At 67.7% G+C, this 16,202-nt stretch carries 17 protein-coding genes; 1 reads left to right on the forward strand and 16 read right to left on the reverse strand.

What is annotated here, in order from left to right:
• The 16 genes from SFB74_RS20665 to glpD all read right to left on the reverse strand — a co-directional run bounded on the left by SFB74_RS20665 (window position 1) and on the right by glpD (window position 15,303).
• Window positions 1-489, reverse strand: a complete 489-nt coding sequence (locus SFB74_RS20665; RefSeq protein ID WP_432726156.1) for a hypothetical protein — start codon at window positions 487-489, stop codon at window positions 1-3.
• A complete protein-coding gene (locus tag SFB74_RS20670; RefSeq protein WP_432726158.1) occupies window positions 486-1,556 on the reverse strand; it encodes a beta-ketoacyl synthase N-terminal-like domain-containing protein in 1,071 nt (356 codons plus the stop codon). Before SFB74_RS20670 ends, SFB74_RS20665 begins: the two co-directional genes overlap by 4 nt.
• Entirely contained in the window at window positions 1,553-1,828 is a 276-nt protein-coding gene (locus tag SFB74_RS20675) for an acyl carrier protein (RefSeq protein ID WP_432726159.1), read from the reverse strand. The genes SFB74_RS20670 and SFB74_RS20675 overlap by 4 nt, the downstream gene beginning before the upstream one ends.
• On the reverse strand, window positions 1,825-2,982 hold the full coding sequence (locus SFB74_RS20680; protein WP_432726160.1) for an ABC transporter permease: 1,158 nt from the start codon (window positions 2,980-2,982) through the stop codon (window positions 1,825-1,827). The genes SFB74_RS20675 and SFB74_RS20680 overlap by 4 nt, the downstream gene beginning before the upstream one ends.
• A 13-nt stretch (window positions 2,983-2,995) precedes the next feature.
• Window positions 2,996-3,904, reverse strand: a complete 909-nt coding sequence (locus tag SFB74_RS20685) for an ABC transporter ATP-binding protein (protein WP_432726162.1) — start codon at window positions 3,902-3,904, stop codon at window positions 2,996-2,998.
• Window positions 3,904-4,884, reverse strand: a complete 981-nt coding sequence (locus tag SFB74_RS20690) for a BtrH N-terminal domain-containing protein (protein WP_432726163.1) — start codon at window positions 4,882-4,884, stop codon at window positions 3,904-3,906. Before SFB74_RS20690 ends, SFB74_RS20685 begins: the two co-directional genes overlap by 1 nt.
• On the reverse strand, window positions 4,881-5,276 hold the full coding sequence (locus tag SFB74_RS20695; RefSeq protein ID WP_432726164.1) for a hypothetical protein: 396 nt from the start codon (window positions 5,274-5,276) through the stop codon (window positions 4,881-4,883). Before SFB74_RS20695 ends, SFB74_RS20690 begins: the two co-directional genes overlap by 4 nt.
• A 2-nt stretch (window positions 5,277-5,278) precedes the next feature.
• On the reverse strand, window positions 5,279-6,412 hold the full coding sequence (locus SFB74_RS20700) for a beta-ketoacyl-ACP synthase III (RefSeq protein WP_432726165.1): 1,134 nt from the start codon (window positions 6,410-6,412) through the stop codon (window positions 5,279-5,281).
• Complete coding sequence (locus SFB74_RS20705; RefSeq protein ID WP_432726167.1) at window positions 6,402-7,403, reverse strand: dialkylrecorsinol condensing enzyme; 1,002 nt, start codon at window positions 7,401-7,403, stop codon at window positions 6,402-6,404. The genes SFB74_RS20700 and SFB74_RS20705 overlap by 11 nt, the downstream gene beginning before the upstream one ends.
• 192 nt (window positions 7,404-7,595) lie before the next feature.
• Window positions 7,596-9,329 (reverse strand): ABC transporter substrate-binding protein, encoded by a 1,734-nt coding sequence (locus SFB74_RS20710; RefSeq protein ID WP_432726168.1) that lies wholly within the window; start codon window positions 9,327-9,329, stop codon window positions 7,596-7,598.
• A 113-nt stretch (window positions 9,330-9,442) separates the two neighbouring features.
• A complete protein-coding gene (locus SFB74_RS20715; RefSeq protein ID WP_432726169.1) occupies window positions 9,443-9,751 on the reverse strand; it encodes a DUF2160 domain-containing protein in 309 nt (102 codons plus the stop codon).
• Window positions 9,752-9,763: 12 nt separating this feature from the next.
• The gene (locus SFB74_RS20720) at window positions 9,764-10,576 is read right to left on the reverse strand and encodes a carbohydrate ABC transporter permease (protein WP_432726170.1); all 813 of its coding nucleotides are present in this window, start codon (window positions 10,574-10,576) and stop codon (window positions 9,764-9,766) included.
• The gene (locus SFB74_RS20725; RefSeq protein ID WP_432726171.1) at window positions 10,573-11,463 is read right to left on the reverse strand and encodes a carbohydrate ABC transporter permease; all 891 of its coding nucleotides are present in this window, start codon (window positions 11,461-11,463) and stop codon (window positions 10,573-10,575) included. Before SFB74_RS20725 ends, SFB74_RS20720 begins: the two co-directional genes overlap by 4 nt.
• Window positions 11,460-12,530 (reverse strand): ABC transporter ATP-binding protein, encoded by a 1,071-nt coding sequence (locus tag SFB74_RS20730; RefSeq protein WP_432726172.1) that lies wholly within the window; start codon window positions 12,528-12,530, stop codon window positions 11,460-11,462. The genes SFB74_RS20725 and SFB74_RS20730 overlap by 4 nt, the downstream gene beginning before the upstream one ends.
• Window position 12,531: 1 nt before the next feature.
• Window positions 12,532-13,605, reverse strand: a complete 1,074-nt coding sequence (locus SFB74_RS20735; protein ID WP_432726173.1) for an ABC transporter ATP-binding protein — start codon at window positions 13,603-13,605, stop codon at window positions 12,532-12,534.
• Window positions 13,606-13,641: 36 nt separating this feature from the next.
• Window positions 13,642-15,303, reverse strand: a complete 1,662-nt coding sequence (gene glpD, locus SFB74_RS20740; RefSeq protein WP_432726174.1) for a glycerol-3-phosphate dehydrogenase — start codon at window positions 15,301-15,303, stop codon at window positions 13,642-13,644.
• 122 nt (window positions 15,304-15,425) lie between these two features.
• Between glpD and SFB74_RS20745 the strand changes: the two genes are divergently transcribed.
• Window positions 15,426-16,196: a DeoR/GlpR family DNA-binding transcription regulator gene (locus SFB74_RS20745; protein WP_432726175.1), complete on the forward strand. Its 771-nt coding sequence runs from the start codon at window positions 15,426-15,428 to the stop codon at window positions 16,194-16,196.
• The last annotated feature ends 6 nt before the right edge of the window (window positions 16,197-16,202 follow it).

A 16,202-nucleotide genomic window follows, 5' to 3' on the forward strand; every position in this document is an offset into this window, starting at 1 on the left:
TCAGCCTGGCACCAGCCGCCACCACTCGGAACGCGCCGGTTCGCCGTTGCGCTCCTCTTCCACGATGCCGAACAGCAGCCCGTAGCGCGAGGCGCCCAGCTTCGCGAGCTGAAGCACGCGCGCCGGATCGCGGCACAGCGCAAAGCTCGCATCGCCCTGCCACTCGAGGCAGCGACCGACCTCGGCCAGCATCAGCGCGGGCTGGCTCTGCATGAAGGTGAAGGGCATCGGCAGGCCGGCATCGAGCTGGGCCAGTCCGGCATGCGTGGCGCCCCACGCTCCACGCTGACTGGAGACCCGGATGCGCGCGCCGGCTGGCAAGGCAGCCTCTCCAGCCGCATCGACGCAGCAGCGCGCGCCATGCATCGCGAGCTCGGTCCACAGGCCGACACGGCGCGGCTTGCGGCCGATGCGGCGCGCCAGGTCCTCGCGCCAGTCGGCGGGCGGCGGATGGGCGACGAAATGGGCAACGGTGCGCCAGGCGGTCATGGTCCCGTGTCCCTGAGCACCAGCGAGGCATGCCCCCCGCCGAAGCCGGCGAAGTTCAGCAGGATGTTGCGCAGCCTTGGCGGCGCCTGCGTGCTCAGCTCGACGCCGAGCGAGGCATCCAGCGGATAGTCGACGGACGGCCACACGGCGCCCTCGATGCATCCGACCAACAGGGCCAGCTCTGCCGCCCCCGACGCGCCCAGCGTGTGACCGAGCGCCGGCTTGAGCGACACCAGCGGAGGCAGCGGGTCGAACACCTGCTTCAGCGCCTCGGCCTCGATGGCGTCGTTGACCGGACTGCCGGCGGCCTGCACCTTGATGAGATCGATGTCAGCCGGCTGCAGGCCGCCCTGCTCCAGCGCGCCGCGGCACATCGCGTGCACCGCGGTGGCCTCGGTGCCTGAAGGATTTCGCCCGTCGACAACATTGGCGCCACCCGCAACCTGCCAGCGTGCTGGGCGCGAGCCCAGCCGCAGCGCAGCCACGGCTTCGCCGAGCACCAGCCCGTTGCGCCCCTCGCCGAAGGGCCGGGCGCTGTCCGGCGCCAGCAGCTGCATCGCGCCGAAGCCGGCCACCGTGAAGCGGTTGCCCATCTCTGCGCCGATCACCAGCGCTTCTTCGGCCTCTCCGGCGCGGATCAGGTCGGCGGCAGCCAGCACCGCATTCAGCGCCGAGGTGCAGGCGGTGGACACGGTGAACACCGGCCCTTGCCAATCGAGCGCGGCAGCCACGATGCCGGCGAAGTCCTGCAGGTCGCCGCCGAGGCGCAGGTCCTGCTTCTCGTGCTCCATGAAACCGATGTCGAGCGAGGACGAAGCCACGAAGAGCGGCGCGGTGCGCGTGCCCCAGTCGCCCGTCTGCGCGACCACGCCGCGCACCGTGTCGCGCAGGCGCTGCGTCCAGTCGCCCTCCTTCGGCGCCAGCGTATGGACCGGCCAGCTGATGCCGTCCGCCACGACCACCGGCGTCGACGCCACGCCCCCGCGCCGCAACGAGGCGAGCGCGGAGCGCATGTCGTCGCCGAGCGCACAGGCCAGCCCCATGCCGGCCAGGTAGACACCGTTCATGCCTTGCCCGCTTGCGCGAGGTGCTCAGCGAGGTGGGCGACGGAAGTCAGGGCCCGGCGCGTTTCCTTGCTGTCGGGCATGCGCACGCCGAAGCGCTGCTGGATGGTCATCGACACCTGCAGGGCGTCGAGCGAGTCGAGGTCGAGCCGGGCCTCGGGGCCGAACAGCGGCTCGTCGTCGCCCAGGCCGCCTGGCGGCTCGCCCTTCTCGACGGCTTCGAGCACCATGGCCTTGAGGCTGGCGATGAATTCAGGGGTGACGGTGATGCTCACGATGCGCGCCTGCGAAACAGAAAAACGGCCAGGACGAACATCAGCGCCGCAAAAGCGACCAGCCGGCCGACCTGCGGCAGGGTGTCGGCCATGCCACCGCCGCGCAGCAACACGGTCAGCAGCGCCTCCAGCCCCCAGTTCATCGGGGAGATCTCGACCAGCCGCTGCATGAAGCCCGGCATGACGAACTTGGGCACCATGATGCCGCCCGCCGCGGCCATCAGCACATTGACCATCGGCCCGATGGTGGCGGCCTGCGCATGGCTGCGCACCACGCAGGCCAGCGCGAGCGACAGGCTCACGGCGGCGAGGCTCACCGCCGCCAGCGACAGCAGCAAGGCGCCCCAGTGGATGCCCGCGAGCGACAGCGCATCGCCACCGATCAGCGGCATGAACCAGATACCGGCCGCCAGCATCAGCACCGCCTGCAGCGCGTTCACGCCGAGGTACGGCAGCGCCTTCGACGCCAGCAGCATGCCGCGCGACACACCCAGGCTCTGCAGACGGCCGAGCGCGCCCGAGCTGCGCTCCTGCACGAACAGGCTGGAGAGCGAGGCCACCACGAAGAACATGCCGAACACCAGCCAGGCCGGCACGTTCTGCTGCACCGAGGTGGGCCGGGGGCCGGCGGTGGAGAAACGCTCGGCGCTCACCATCGCCTGGATGGATGCGTCCGGCGCCGGCCCCGCGGTACCGGGCACCGCCAGCGCGAGGCGCGCCTTGAGTTCGCCCGATGCGCCGACGAGTTCGGCGCGCAATGCATTGAACAGATTGGCGTCGATGCCCGGCTCGGTCAGCAGCCGGATGCGCGCCTCGGTCGAGAGCGCAGCCGACTCCAGCTCTTCCGAAAGACCCGGCTCCATCACGATCACGTACTTCAGCGAACCGTTGCGCAGCCGCTCCTGCCAGTCGGCGCCCAGCGGCTGCGGCGCGCCGTGGCCGCGCTGCCAGAGCTGCTTGAGCCACTGCGCGGGCGTCGCGGTGTCGCGCATGTCGACGGCATAGCTCAGCTCGGCCAGCGGCGGACGGTAGATGTCCTTCAGCGTGAGCGACATCAGCACGATGAAGACCATCGGCATCAGGAACAGCGCGGCAAGGCCGTGCATGTCGCGCGTGAGGGCGATCAGTTCTTTCCTGATGAGCGCGAGCAACATGGTGGGCTTCGGTTCAGTCGCGCAGCGAGCGATGGGTGAGTGCCATGAAGAGCTGCTCGAGGTCGTGACGGCCGAATTCGGCATGCCGCACCTCGATGCCCGCCGCTTCGAGCTCGGCCAAAACTGGAGCCGGTCCGATGCCGGAATCGAGGTGAACGCGCCAGTGCACGCCGCCCTGCTCCACCGTGCCGAAGCGCGAGAGCATTTCGGCATCGAGCCCGTCGGCCGCCAGCGTGAGCAGCATCGCGCTCTTCGACAACAACTCGTCGAGCGAGCCTTCGCGCAGCACATGGCCGCGGTCGAGGATGACGACGCGGTCGGCGATGGCCTCGATCTCTTCCATGTAGTGCGAGGCGTAGATCACCGCCGCGCCCTGCTGCGCAAGGCTCTTGATGGCATCGAGGATGAAGGCGCGCGATTGCGGATCGACGCCCACGGTGGGCTCGTCGAACAGCATCAGCTCCGGTTCGGGCAGCAAGGCGATGGCCAGGTTGAGCCGGCGCTTGAGGCCGCCCGAGAGCCGCTCGGCGCGCACGTCCGAAAACTGCTCCAGTTGCGCGAACTGCGTGCATGCCTCGATGCGCTGCTTCCTGCGCGTGCCCACGAGCCCACCGGCCGCGGCGAACACCGCGAGGTTCTCCGCCACGGTCAGCATCGGATAGAAGGCATGCTCCTGCGGCGCGACGGCGATGCGGGTGGGCGTCTTCACGCGCACCGCCTTCAGCGGCTCGCCGTCGATGCGGATCTCGCCCGACTGCACGGCCAGCGCGCCCGACAAGTGCGAGATCAGCGTGGTCTTGCCCGCGCCATTCGGTCCCAGCAAGCCGAGCACGCAGCCCTTGGGCACGGCGAGCGATACGTCGGCCAACGCGGGCTTGTCCGCATGCGGGTAGCGGTAGCTGAGCTGGCGCAGCTCGAGCATCAGGCGACGGCGGCCTTCAGGTCGCGAAAGAAGTTTTCCTCTTGCTGCGCCTGCTCGCGCAGCTTCGCCGCCAGCGCGGCCGGGTCGACCGCCTCGCGCCCCTTCACCATGCGTGCGGCCTTGAGCGCGAAGGCGCGCCAGCCGTCGCCGATGGCGATGAGCCGCTCGGACATCTGCTGCAGCTGCGGCTTGTCGAGCAGCTGCGCGGCTTCCTGCAGGAAGCCCGCGTAGATGAAGCGGAAGCCCGCCCCGCCCGTGCCGATTTCTTCCTGCATGCGCACCACGTGGCCGATGAAGTCGACGCTGCGCGGATCGGCCGGGGACAGCTTCTGCATGCGCGCGGCCAGCGTGCGCATTCCGCGCACGCCGACGATGGGAATGGGCGCGAGCATGGTGCGCACCGTCTTGCGGATGGCCTTGACCACCGAGGCCGCGTCCACCGCCTTGCGCTCGATGGCCTGGGGGTAGTACATGAGCCCCTTGGGCGCCAGCACGCCCTTGGCGAAGCGGGCGCGCGCGAGGTCGCTGCTCGGGCAGCGCACGGGTTCCTCGAACACCGGGTCGCTGATGAGGTAGTCGTCGCCGTCCTTGCCGTACACCAGCAGGTTGTGCGCATTGAAGTGGAAGCGCATGTTCGGCGGGAAGTACGGCAGCCAGTACACCGATGTCTGCAGCCCCACCAGCTTGCCGTCGGCCAGCAGCGCATCGAGCCGCTTCTGCCCGGCCTCGGCGCTGCCGAAGGTCTCGAAGCGGAATCGCGCGGCCATCGGCGCCAGCAGGCCCTTGATGATGGCCTTGGGCGGCATGCGGTACGAAATGAGCGGCAGGCCCGACAGCTTGATGAATGGCAGGTACGCGAACGAGAGCGCGGACGAAAGCCCCAGCGCCATGCTCTCGCTCATCGGCGCGCCGTGGTGGCGCATGAGGCTGGAGATGACGCCGCTTTCGCAATGCGCCGCCTGTTGATGCTGGAAGTTCACGGCAGCCCCTGCAAGGTGGAAACGGGCAGGCCCAGCGCTTCGCCGTAGCGTGCGAGCTGCGCCGAAGAAAGCGCGGCGAAGTGGCGCGGCTGCAGGTGGCGCCGCACGCGCCACTGCCAGAAGCCGCTGGTCTGCGAGAGCAGCGCCACGTCCATGCGGCGCTCGTACATCCAGTATTCGAGCGGCGACGCCTGCCCCGCCTTCACGCGCTCCTTCGCGGCGCGGGCCTGCTCGACCAGCACGTCGACCGCGTGGCTGGTGACGATCTCTTCCGCCTCCCAGCCGCGCGAGGTGGTGGTGACCACGCGGCCCTGCGCATCGCGCGCGTACATCAGCTTGGAATGGCCGTCGAGGGTCGCATTGCCCTCCTGCGGCACTGCATCGAGGTCCATGGCTACACCGCCTCCATGTAGATGAAGCCGCTGGAGAAGCGGCCGCTCTCGGGCACGAACATCAGCAGCTTCTGGCCGGGCTTGATGCGGCCCGAGCGGAACAGTTCGTCGAGCATGATGTACGGCGACGCCGAGCCCGTGTTGCCCTTGGTCGCGAGGTTGCTGAACCAGCGCTCGCGCGGAATCGGAAAGCCCAGTTCCTCGAGGCTGCGGCTCACCGGCTCCACGAAGTACTGCGACGAGAGGTGCGGCAGGAACCAGTCGACGTCTGACGGCTTGAGCCCCCTGCGCTCGATGACCTGCGCCAGCGGCTCGGCCAGCGTGGCGCGCACGATGTTCTCGTTCAGCAGGCGCACGTCCTGCTTCACCGCAAAGGTCGATTCGCTGCGCCACTCGTCGGGCGACTTGCGCGCCCAGCCGTCGAGGCCGCCTTCGGCGTTCTTCTCGGCGCCGGCGTACATGCAGGCCGGCAGCTCGTGCGCGGCAGAAGAAAGATCGATCCAGTCGATGCGCAGCGACAGCGGCCCGCGCGGCGCGTTCTCCAGCAGCACGGCGCCCGCGCCGTCGGAGAGCATCCAGCGCAGGAAGTCCTTCTCGAAGGCCAGCTCGGGCCGCGCCTCCAGCGCGTCGAGCTTGTGCTCGAACTCGGCCTCGAAGCGCGAGCCGCGCATCACGGCCGAGGCAAGCTCAGAACCAGTGGCCACCGCGCGGCGCGCATCGCCCGCGCGCACCGAGAGCCATGCGTGCTTCATCGCCGCGGCGCCGGCCAGGCAGATGCCGGCGCAGGCCACCACTTCCAGGCGCGGCCAGCCGAGCTCGCCGTGCACCATCACCGCGTGGTTGGGCATGAGCTGGTCGGGCAGCGAGGTGCCGGTGACGAGGCAGTCGACCTGCCCCACGTCGCCCAGCGCGCGGATGGCGCTGGCGGTGAGCTGGGCGTTGGTCATCGCCAGCTCGCCGGTGGCGCGGTCGATGGCGTAGTGGCGCGACTGGATGCCGTTGCTGCGAAGGATCAGCCGCCGCGCGCGGGACGCCTTGCCGCCGATGCGACCGAGGACGTCTTCGATGTCTTCATTGCTGACCGGGGAAAAGGGCAGGAAAGCGGCGGTACGGGTCAGGAAGACATCAGTCGTCATAGAGAGGGGTGCGGTCCGTGGCTGAGCCCGACGGGCACTCGAATTTGGCCGTCATTCTAGTCAGCCACCCTCTGAACAGAGGTCGCAGAAGCGCCTGCAGGCTCAGGCTCACGGGCACCACCGTAATGATCAGTACCAGCAGAAACAACACGTACAACAACAGCAGCGGCTTGCGCTGCCATGCGCCGGGCCCGCCGGCTGCCATGATGAGCTTGCCCCAGAGGTAGAAGCTGCGCGTGCCGGCCTTCTCGCTGATGAGCAGCCTGGCGTTGGCCTGCACCGCGCCGAGGCCGGCCAGCAGCGGCTGCGAGCCGCGCTCCAGGTCCTTGTGCAGGGCATCGCGCAGGGCCCGGCCGAAGCGGGCCGTACCCGCGATCTGGTCGGTACTGAGCCCGGCGTCGGGCATGCCCCAGAAGCCGCGCTTGCGGCCCCAGATCAGCCAGGCCGGCGTGGTGAAGAAGGTGGCGAGTGTGGGGCCGGGGTCGGTGAGCACCACGTTGTCGATCAGCCGCGCGCCCACGTCGTCGAGCATGCCCTTGAGCTTTTCCTGCGCCAGCAGCCACATGTTGCGGCACGCGATGACCGTGACCACCGGCTTGCCCTTTAGCAGCCGCGCCGCCACCGGGTGCTTGAGGAAGGCGGCCACCGGCTGCGACGGTGCCAGGAACCACACCTGGTACGGCAGCACGACGAGATCGAAGTCTTCCTCGCCCGTCAGCGAGAGCGGTGCCAGCGGCTGCGGCTTCATGTGGGCCGACTCCGGGAAGGCGTCGAAGAACGTCAGGAAGGGCCAGGGAAAGGGGTACGGCTTCAGCGGGCGCAGTACTTCCTCGTGCACCTGTATGGCCGGGTCCGCCTTCAGCGGCGCGACGATCCGGTCGGCGACCTCGTCGAGCTGGCCGGACTGCGAATAGCGCAGGACAAGGACACGCTTGACGCTCGAAGACGCGTTGGAAGGGCTGGAAAGGCTGGAATTCACTGGCTGGGGCATTTCGGGGGCCGTCGAATGTAAGCGAAGCCTCGGGCGAGCGCATCTGCCAATGGTCATGGCGTCGCGGCAATCAGACGTTCGAAGCGGTCAAATGGCAGCAAACGGCCGGCAATGCGGAAAAACGAGCACAAAAAAAGGCCGCGCCTCGCGGCACGGCCCTTCCGTTGCTGATGCTGGGGTCGCGAGCCGGGCTCAGCGAACCTTGCCTTCCTTCCAGGCGGTCAGCAGCTTGTTGTAGTCGATGGTCTCGCCCTTCGGCTTCTCGTTGGCCAGCTTCTTCCACGGTGCGTGGTCGTCGCTCAGGTACTTGGCCGGGTCGCCCTTCGGGTTGAGCTTGGGCGCGCACTTGGCCATGCCGGCGCGTTCCAGGCGGGCCATCACGTTGTCCATCTCGTCGGCCAGGTTGTCCATGGCCTTCTGCGGCGTCTTCTCGCCCGTGACGGCCTCGGCCACGTTCTTCCACCACAGCTGCGCGAGCTTGGGGTAGTCGGGCACGTTGGTGCCGGTCGGGGTCCAGGCCACGCGCGCGGGGCTGCGGTAGAACTCGATCAGGCCGCCGTACTTGTTGGCGTTCTGCGTGAAGTAGTCCGAGCGGATGTCGCTGTCGCGGATGAAGGTCAGGCCGGTGATCGACTTCTTCAGCGAAGTGGTCTTGGCGGTGATGAACTGCGCGTAGAGCCATGCCGCTGCCGTCTTGTTGGCGTCGTGGCCCTTGAAGAAGGTCCACGAGCCCACGTCCTGGTAGCCGTTCTGCATGCCCTGCTTCCAGTATGGGCCGTTCGGGCCGGGGGCCATACGCCACTTGGGCGAACCGTCTTCGTTCACGACCGGCAGGCCCTTCTTGGTCATGTCGGCGGTGAAGGCCGTGTACCAGAAGATCTGCTGGGCGATCTGGCCCTGCGCGGGCACCGGGCCGGATTCGCCGAAGGTCATGCCCATGGCTTCCTTGGGCGCGTACTTCTTCATCCAGTCGATGTACTTGGTGAGCGCGTACACGGCGGCCGGCGAATTGGTCGCGCCGCCACGGGCCACGGAAGCACCGGTGGGCGTGCACTTGTCGGCCGCCACGCGGATGCCCCATTCGTCGATCGGCATGCCGTTGGGAATGCCCTTGTCGGCTGCGCCGGCCATCGACAGCCATGCGTCGGTGAAGCGCCAGCCCAGCGACGGGTCCTTCTTGCCGTAGTCCATGTGGCCGTAGATCGGCTTGCCGTCGATGGTCTTCACGTCGGTGCTGAAGAACTCGGCGATGTCTTCGTACGCGCTCCAGTTCAGCGGCACGCCCAGGTCGTAGCCGTACTTGGCCTTGAACTTGTCCTGCAGGTCCTTGCGCGCGAACAGGTCGGCGCGGAACCAGTACAGGTTGGCGAACTGCTGGTCGGGCAGCTGGTAGAGCTGGCCGTCGGGCGCGGTGGTGAAGCTGGTGCCGATGAAGTCCTTCAGGTCGAGGCCGGGGTTGGTGAACTCCTTGCCCGCGCCGCCCATGTACTCGGTCAGCGACATGATCTTGCCGTAGCGGTAGTGCGTGCCGATCAGGTCGGAGTCGGACACCCAGCCGTCGTAGATCGACTTGCCCGACTGCATCGAGGTCTGCAGCTTCTCGACGACGTCGCCTTCCTGGATCAGGTCGTGCTTGACCTTGATGCCGGTGATTTCCTCGAAGGCCTTGGCCAGCGTCTTCGATTCGTACTCGTGGGTGGTCAGGGTCTCGGAGACGACGGAAATCTCCTTCACGCCCTTGGCCTGCAGCTTCTTGGCTGCCTCGATGAACCACTTCATCTCGTCCATCTGCTTGTCCTTGGACAAGGTCGATGGCTGGAACTCGCTGTCGATCCACTTTTTGGCTTCGGCCTCGCCGGCCGTTGCGGCGCCATGCGCGGCGAACATCGCCGCTGCAAGTGCCAGTGCCGTGTAGCGCATCTTCATGGAACTGTCTCCTCGGTTGTTGCTTCCCCGGTGTTGTGTCCGATCACGGCTCCGGGGAGGCGGAGAGCCGGAACGCTTTTGGAAGAAGGAAAGAAGAAGCGAGCGGCTCCCGCTCAGCCCTTGCGCATCACCAGCGCGAGCAGGCCCATCGACAGCACGAAGCTGATCCAGACCGAGGGCTCGGCCTCGAGGCTGAACCACTCCTGGAACTTGCCCGCCAGGCCGACGAAGACCAGGTTCACGTAGGCCGCCGACAACAGCCCGATGAAGAGCCTGTCGCCGCGCGTGGTGGCCATGGGCAGCCAGCCGCGCCGCAGCGTGGTGGGCGACTTGAACTCCCATATCGTCATGCCGACCAGCATGAGCGCGATGCAGATGAAGAACACGGCCACCGGGGTGGTCCAGACCATCCAATCGAACATTTCCGTGCCTCCTCAAACACGACCCATCGCGAAACCCTTCGCGATGTAGTGACGCACGAACCAGATCACGATGGCGCCCGGCACGATGGTGAGCACGCCGGCCGCGGCCAGCGTCGCCCAGTCCATGCCCGACGCGCTCACGGTGCGCGTCATGGTCGCCACGATGGGCTTGGCGTTCACGCTGGTGAGCGTGCGCGCCAGCAGCAGCTCGACCCAGCTGAACATGAAGCAGAAGAACGCCGCCACGCCCACGCCGGCCTTGATGAGCGGCAGGAAGATCGTGAGGAAGAAGCGCGGGAACGAGTAGCCATCGATGTACGCCGTCTCGTCGATCTCGCGCGGAATGCCGCTCATGAAGCCTTCCAGGATCCACACCGCCAGCGGCACGTTGAACAGCAGGTGCGCGAGCGCCACGCCGAGGTGCGTGTCCATCAGGCCGACCGTGCTGTAGAGCTGGAAGAACGGCAGCAGGAAGACCGCGGGCGGCGTCATGCGGTTGGTCAGCAGCCAGAAGAAGACGTGCTTGTCGCCCAGGAACGAATAGCGCGAGAACGCATAGGCCGCCGGCAGCGCCACGGTGAGCGAGATCACCGTGTTGATGGCCACGTAGATCAGGCTGTTGATGTAGCCCGAGTACCACGACTCGTCGGTGAAGATGCGCGCGTAGTTCGACCAGGTAAGCTGCTGCGGGAAGAACGAGAAGCTCGAGAGAATCTCCTCGTTCGTCTTGAAGCTCATGTTGATCATCCAGTAGATGGGCAACAGCGCGAACAGGATGTACAGCAGCAGGAAGATGCTGCGCTTGTGAAATCTCTTCTCGTTCATTTCTCCACCTCCGCTTCCTGCGTGCCGACCCGCTGCATCCAGTTGTAGAGCACGAAGCAGAACAGCAGGATGATCAGGAAATAGATCAGCGAGAACGCCGCCGCCGGCCCCAGGTCGAACTGGCCCACGGCCTTCTGCGTGAGGTACTGGCTCAGGAAGGTGGTGGCGTTGCCCGGCCCGCCGCCCGTCAGCACGAAGGGCTCGGTGTAGATCATGAAGCTGTCCATGAAGCGCAGCAGCACCGCGATCATGAGCACGCCGCGCATCTTGGGCAGCTGGATGTAGCGGAACACCGCGAACTTGCTCGCGCCATCGATGCGCGCGGCCTGGTAGTAGGCGTCGGGAATGGAGCGCAGGCCCGCATAGCAAAGCAGTGCCACCAGCGGCGTCCAGTGCCACACGTCCATCACCAGCACCGTGAGCCACGCGTCGGTGGCGCTGCCGGTGTAGTTGTAGTCGATGCCCAGCTTCTGCAGCGCGTGGCCCAGCAGGCCGATGTCGGCGCGGCCGTAGATCTGCCAGATGGTGCCCACCACGTTCCAGGGAATCAGCAGCGACAGCGCCACCACCACCAGCACGGCGGACGACTTCCAGCCCTTGGCCGGCATCGACAGCGCCAGGCCGATGCCCAGCGGAATCTCGACCAGCAGCACCGACAGCGAGAAGCCCAGCTGGCGCCACAGCGCCTGGTGCAGCTCGTCGTCGCGCATCACCGCGGCGAACCATTCGGTGCCCACGAACACGCGGCGCTCGGGCGAGATGATGTCCTGCACCGAGTAGTTGACCACCGTCATGAGCGGCACGATGGCCGAGAAGGCCACGCAGATCAGCACCGGCAGCACGAGCCACCAGGCTTTCTGGTTGATCGGTTTGTTGGTTGCGTTCATGCCACCAGTTCCTCGTCCTTGTAATAGCAGGTGTGGGTATCGAGCACCCGCACCCACACCGTGTCTCCCACCGCCGGCGGGCGGTCGTCCGAATGCAGCCGCACCTTCAGCAGGCTGCCGCCGGCCTCCACCGTCAGCATCACGTGCGTGCCCACGTCCTGCACCTGTTTCGCAACCGCGGGGACGGCACCGGCCGCGCCCGCGTTCGACAGGCGCAGGTACTCGGGGCGGATGCCGATCTTCAGCGGCCCCTGCGGCAGTTCGCGCGTGGGCACCAGCGGCGTTCCAGCCACTTCGATGGTGCCGTTGCCGCTCTGCGCCGACAGGAAGTTCATGCCCGGCGAGCCGATGAAATGCCCGACGAAGGTGTGGGCCGGCCGCTCGAAGAGCGCGTCGGCGCTGCCCACCTGCACGGCCTTGCCGCGCGTCATCACCACAACCTCCTCGGCGAAGGTGAGCGCCTCGACCTGGTCGTGCGTCACGTAGATCAGCGTGAGCTTCAGTTCGCGGTGGATCTGCTTGAGCTTGCGGCGCAGCTGCCACTTCAGGTGCGGGTCGATCACGGTGAGCGGCTCGTCGAAGAGCACCGCCGACACGTCGCTGCGCACCAGGCCGCGACCGAGCGAGATCTTCTGCTTGGCGTCTGCGGCGAGGCCGGCGGCGCGCTGGTTGAGCTGGCCGCTCATGTCGAGCATCTCGGCGATCTCGCCGACGCGCTTCCTGATCTGGTCGGCCGGCACCTTGCGGTTGCGCAGCGGGAACGCGAGGTTCTCGGCCACGGTCATGGTGTCGTAGATCACCGGAAACTGGAACACCTGCGCGATGTTGCGTTCCTGCGGCGTGGCGCGCGTCATGTCGCGGCCGTCGAAGGCAACCGTGCCCTGCGAAGGCACGAGCAGGCCCGAGATGATGTTCAGCATGGTCGTCTTGCCGCAGCCCGAGGGGCCGAGCAAGGCGTATGCGCCGCCGTCGCGGAAGCTCATCTTCAGCGGGAGCAGCGCGTAGTCGCTGTCCTGCGTGGGATTGGGGCGGTAGGCATGAGCCAGGTCGAGATCGATGCGTGCCATCTCAGTCTCCTTTGCGCCATGCGGGCGCCAGCGCCAGCTTTTCGCCGGCGTCGAACACATAGGCCTGCGACGCGCTGAAGTACAGCGTGAGCGAGGCGCCCAGCTCGAAGCGGTGCACGCCGGTGAGCTGCGCGACCAGTTCGCCGACCGCGGTTTCCACGTGCACGAAGGTGTCGGAGCCCGAGATCTCGGCCAGCTCCACCTTGCCCGGCAAGGCGATGTCGCCCTCCCCCGCGTCGACGTTCAGAGCGCTCGCGCGCAGGCCGACAGTGACGGGGCCCGAAACGCTTTCAGGCAGGGGCAACGCCAGCGTCGGGCCGCCGGCCAGCTGCACCCGCCCGGCGGTGGCCGTGCCGGGCAGCAGGTTCATCGGCGGATCGCTGAAGGCGCGCGCCACGCGCAGCGACTGCGGCGCATGAAACACCTCGGCCGTCGGGCCGTACTGCAGCAGCTCGCCGGCATCCATCACCGCGGTGTAGCCGCCGAGCAGCAGGGCCTCGCCCGGCTCGGTGGTCGCGTAGATCACGGTCGAGTCGCCGGTGGCGAAGAGCTGCGTGAGTTCCTCGCGCAGGCCTTCGCGCAGCTTGTAGTCGAGGTTGACCAGCGGCTCGTCGAGCAGCATCAGCGGCGCGTTCTTGGCGAGCGCGCGCGCCAGCGCCACGCGCTGCTGCTGGCCGCCCGAGAGCTCCTGCGGATAGCGGTCGAGGAACATGCCGATGTGCAGCTTGTCGGCCAGCGCCTTCACCCGCGCATCGATGTTCGATTCGCCGCGCAGCTTCAACGGCGAGGCGATGTTGTCCGCCACCTTGAGCGACGGGTAGTTGATGAACTGCTGGTAGACCATCGCGACGTTGCGCTCGCGCACCGGCATGCCGGTCACGTCCTTGCCGTCGACCAGCACCTTGCCGGTGGTCGGCGTGTCCAGCCCCGCCATCAGCCGCATCAGGCTGGTCTTGCCGGCCTGCGTGGCGCCCAGGAGCACGGTGACCGCGCCGCTCTTCGGCGCGATGCTCTGCTCGTAGAGCCATGTCTGCGCTCCCACCTTCTTGGTGACGCGCTCGAGTGTCAATTGCATTGGCGCTCTTCCTCTTCTCTTCCCTTGTGTCCGGGCCTAGTTGTCGCTGGCGCGGGGTTGTTGCTGCTGCTGCAGCCAGCGCGCGACCTGCTCGCGCTGCTCGGGCGTGTAGTGCAGCCCCAGCTTGGAGCGCCGCCAGAGCACGTCTTCCGCGCTCACGGCCCATTCGTGGTCCTGCAGGAAGCGCAGTTCGCGCTCGTGCAGGCCCGGTGCGACCTCCGGCCCCAGGTCGGCCATCGACTTCGCGTCGCCCACCAGGTCGGCGATGCGCGCGCCGTAGGCCCTCGCGAGGCGACGCGCGAGATGGCCGCCCAGCCATGTGTACCTGGCCTGCACGGCGGCGACGAAACGCTCGAAGTCGTCGTCGGGCCGTTTCGCGGCGCCGATCCAGGCCGACAGGTCGCCGCCCGCGAGGAAGGCGCCGTCGGTCCAGGCCGGGCGCTGTCCGGCGGACTGGCCCAGCATCCTGCCGACCTCGTCGGCCGCGTCCTCGGCCAGCTTGCGGAAGGTGGTGATCTTGCCGCCCCACACCGACAGCAGCGGCGCGGCGGTGGTGTTCGACTCCAGCATGTAGTCGCGCGTGACGGCCGAGGGGTCGCCCGAGTCGTCGTCCAGCAGCGGGCGCACGCCCGAGTAGGTCCACACCACGTCGGACGGCGCGATGGCCTTCTCGAAATAGCGGCTGGCCTGGGTGCAGAGGTACTCGACCTCCTCCTGCGCGATGCGCGCGGCGCCGGGGTCGTCGCCGGTGAGTTCGATGTCGGTGGTGCCGATCAGCGTGAACTCGTCCTGGTAGGGAATGGCGAAGATGATCCGCTTGTCGGGGTTCTGGAAGATGTAGGCGTGGTCGTGCTCGAAGAGGCGCGGCACCACGATGTGGCTGCCCTTCACGAGCCGCAGGCTCTTGGTGGCCAGGGCCTCGCCCTTGGCCGACCGGGCCACGCCGCGCAGGAAGGACTCGGCCCACGGCCCCGCGGCATTGACCACCGCGCGGGCGCGCAGCGTGCGCTTGTCGCCGTCGGCGCCCAGCAGCGTGGCCGTCCAGCCGTCGGCGTCGCGCTGGGCGTTCACGCAGCGCGTGCGGGTCAGGATCTCGGCGCCGCGCGCCTGCGCATCGAGGGCGTTGAGCACCACGAGGCGCGCGTCGTCGACCCAGCCGTCGGAGTAGATGAAGCCGCGCTTGTACTGCGCCTTCAGCGGCTTGCCGGCCGCATGCGCGCGCAGGTCGACGCTGCGCGAACCCGGCAGCACCTCGCGGCGGGCGAGGTGGTCGTACATGAACAGGCCGATGCGGATCATCCAGGCCGGGCGCATCGACGGGTCGTGCGGCATCACGAAGCGCAGCGGCCACATGATGTGCGGCGCGCTCTTGAGCAGCACTTCGCGCTCCTGCAGCGCCTTGCGCACCAGCGAGAACTCGTAGTACTCGAGGTAGCGCAGCCCGCCGTGGATCAGCTTGGTGGAGGAAGACGAGGTGTGCGAGGCGAGATCGTCCTTTTCGCACAGCACCACCCGCCAGCCGCGGCCGGCGAGGTCGCGCGCGATGCCGCAGCCGTTGATGCCGCCGCCGACGATCAGGACGTCGCAGTCGGTGGCTGGCGCGGGCGAACCGGAAGAGATAGCGCTCACAGAAGATGGGTCCGTTGAAGCGTGACTTTCGTCACTGACGGCGGCCATTGTATTTTCGAGTTTTTTCATTTGGATTCCTTTTGGCGCGATTTTCCTCCGAGTTTTCCCTTAGGGCGATTCGTTTTTGTTCGCTTTAAAGTGGCGCGCCGAGTACTCTTGGCCTCAGTCTTCCTGCATTCCACGACGCCCCCGTGAACTCCAACCCCCGACAGATCAATCTCCTGGACACCGTGCGCGCGCGCGGGTCCGTCACCGTCGAGCAACTGGCCGACATGCTCGGCGTGACCCTGCAGACGGTGCGCCGCGACGTGCAGCGGCTGGCCGACGAGGGGCTCCTCACCCGCTTCCACGGCGGCGTGCGGGTACCCAGCTCGACCACGGAGAACATCGGCTACCAGCAGCGCGAGACGCTGCACGCCGAAGGCAAGGCGCGAATCGCCCGCCGCGTGGCGCAGCTGGTGCCCAACGACTGCTCGCTGATCCTCAACATCGGCACCACCACCGAGGCCATCGCCAAGGCGCTGCTGCGCCACACGGGCCTGCGCGTGATCACCAACAACCTGAACGTGGCCACCATCCTGAGCGGCAACACCTCGTGCGAGGTGATCGTGGCGGGCGGCTCGGTGCGCCCGCGCGACCGCGCCATCGTGGGCGAGGCCACCATCGACTTCATCCGCCAGTTCAAGGTCGACATTGCGCTGATCGGCGTGTCGAGCATCGAGGCCGATGGCTCGCTGCGCGACTTCGACCTGCGCGAGGTGAAGGTGGCGCAGACCATCATCGCGCAGGCGCGCGAGGTGTGGCTGGCGGCCGACGCGAGCAAGTTCAACCGGCCGGCGATGATCCAGCTGGGCACGCTCTCGCAGATCGACCGCCTCTTCACCGACGCTGAGCCGCCTGCGCCCTTCAGCGACCTGCTGCACGCCGCCCAGGTGCGCCTGGAGATCGCGCGCGAGAACTGAAAAGAA

This window comes from Variovorax xiamenensis (genome assembly GCF_050916385.1).
Taxonomy (GTDB): domain Bacteria; phylum Pseudomonadota; class Gammaproteobacteria; order Burkholderiales; family Burkholderiaceae_C; genus Variovorax.

What these genes read in the sequence shown, in the direction of transcription:
- SFB74_RS20665 (WP_432726156.1), bottom strand. Translation starts at nt 489, where the DNA reads ATGACCGCCTGGCGCACCGTTGCCCATTTCGTCGCCCATCCGCCGCCC.
- SFB74_RS20670 (WP_432726158.1), bottom strand. Translation starts at nt 1,556, where the DNA reads ATGAACGGTGTCTACCTGGCCGGCATGGGGCTGGCCTGTGCGCTCGGC.
- SFB74_RS20680 (WP_432726160.1), bottom strand. Translation starts at nt 2,982, where the DNA reads ATGTTGCTCGCGCTCATCAGGAAAGAACTGATCGCCCTCACGCGCGAC.
- SFB74_RS20685 (WP_432726162.1), bottom strand. Translation starts at nt 3,904, where the DNA reads ATGCTCGAGCTGCGCCAGCTCAGCTACCGCTACCCGCATGCGGACAAG.
- SFB74_RS20695 (WP_432726164.1), bottom strand. Translation starts at nt 5,276, where the DNA reads ATGGACCTCGATGCAGTGCCGCAGGAGGGCAATGCGACCCTCGACGGC.
- SFB74_RS20700 (WP_432726165.1), bottom strand. Translation starts at nt 6,412, where the DNA reads ATGACGACTGATGTCTTCCTGACCCGTACCGCCGCTTTCCTGCCCTTT.
- SFB74_RS20705 (WP_432726167.1), bottom strand. Translation starts at nt 7,403, where the DNA reads ATGCCCCAGCCAGTGAATTCCAGCCTTTCCAGCCCTTCCAACGCGTCT.
- SFB74_RS20710 (WP_432726168.1), bottom strand. Translation starts at nt 9,329, where the DNA reads ATGAAGATGCGCTACACGGCACTGGCACTTGCAGCGGCGATGTTCGCC.
- SFB74_RS20715 (WP_432726169.1), bottom strand. Translation starts at nt 9,751, where the DNA reads ATGTTCGATTGGATGGTCTGGACCACCCCGGTGGCCGTGTTCTTCATC.
- SFB74_RS20720 (WP_432726170.1), bottom strand. Translation starts at nt 10,576, where the DNA reads ATGAACGAGAAGAGATTTCACAAGCGCAGCATCTTCCTGCTGCTGTAC.
- SFB74_RS20725 (WP_432726171.1), bottom strand. Translation starts at nt 11,463, where the DNA reads ATGAACGCAACCAACAAACCGATCAACCAGAAAGCCTGGTGGCTCGTG.
- SFB74_RS20730 (WP_432726172.1), bottom strand. Translation starts at nt 12,530, where the DNA reads ATGGCACGCATCGATCTCGACCTGGCTCATGCCTACCGCCCCAATCCC.
- SFB74_RS20735 (WP_432726173.1), bottom strand. Translation starts at nt 13,605, where the DNA reads ATGCAATTGACACTCGAGCGCGTCACCAAGAAGGTGGGAGCGCAGACA.
- glpD (WP_432726174.1), bottom strand. Translation starts at nt 15,303, where the DNA reads ATGAAAAAACTCGAAAATACAATGGCCGCCGTCAGTGACGAAAGTCAC.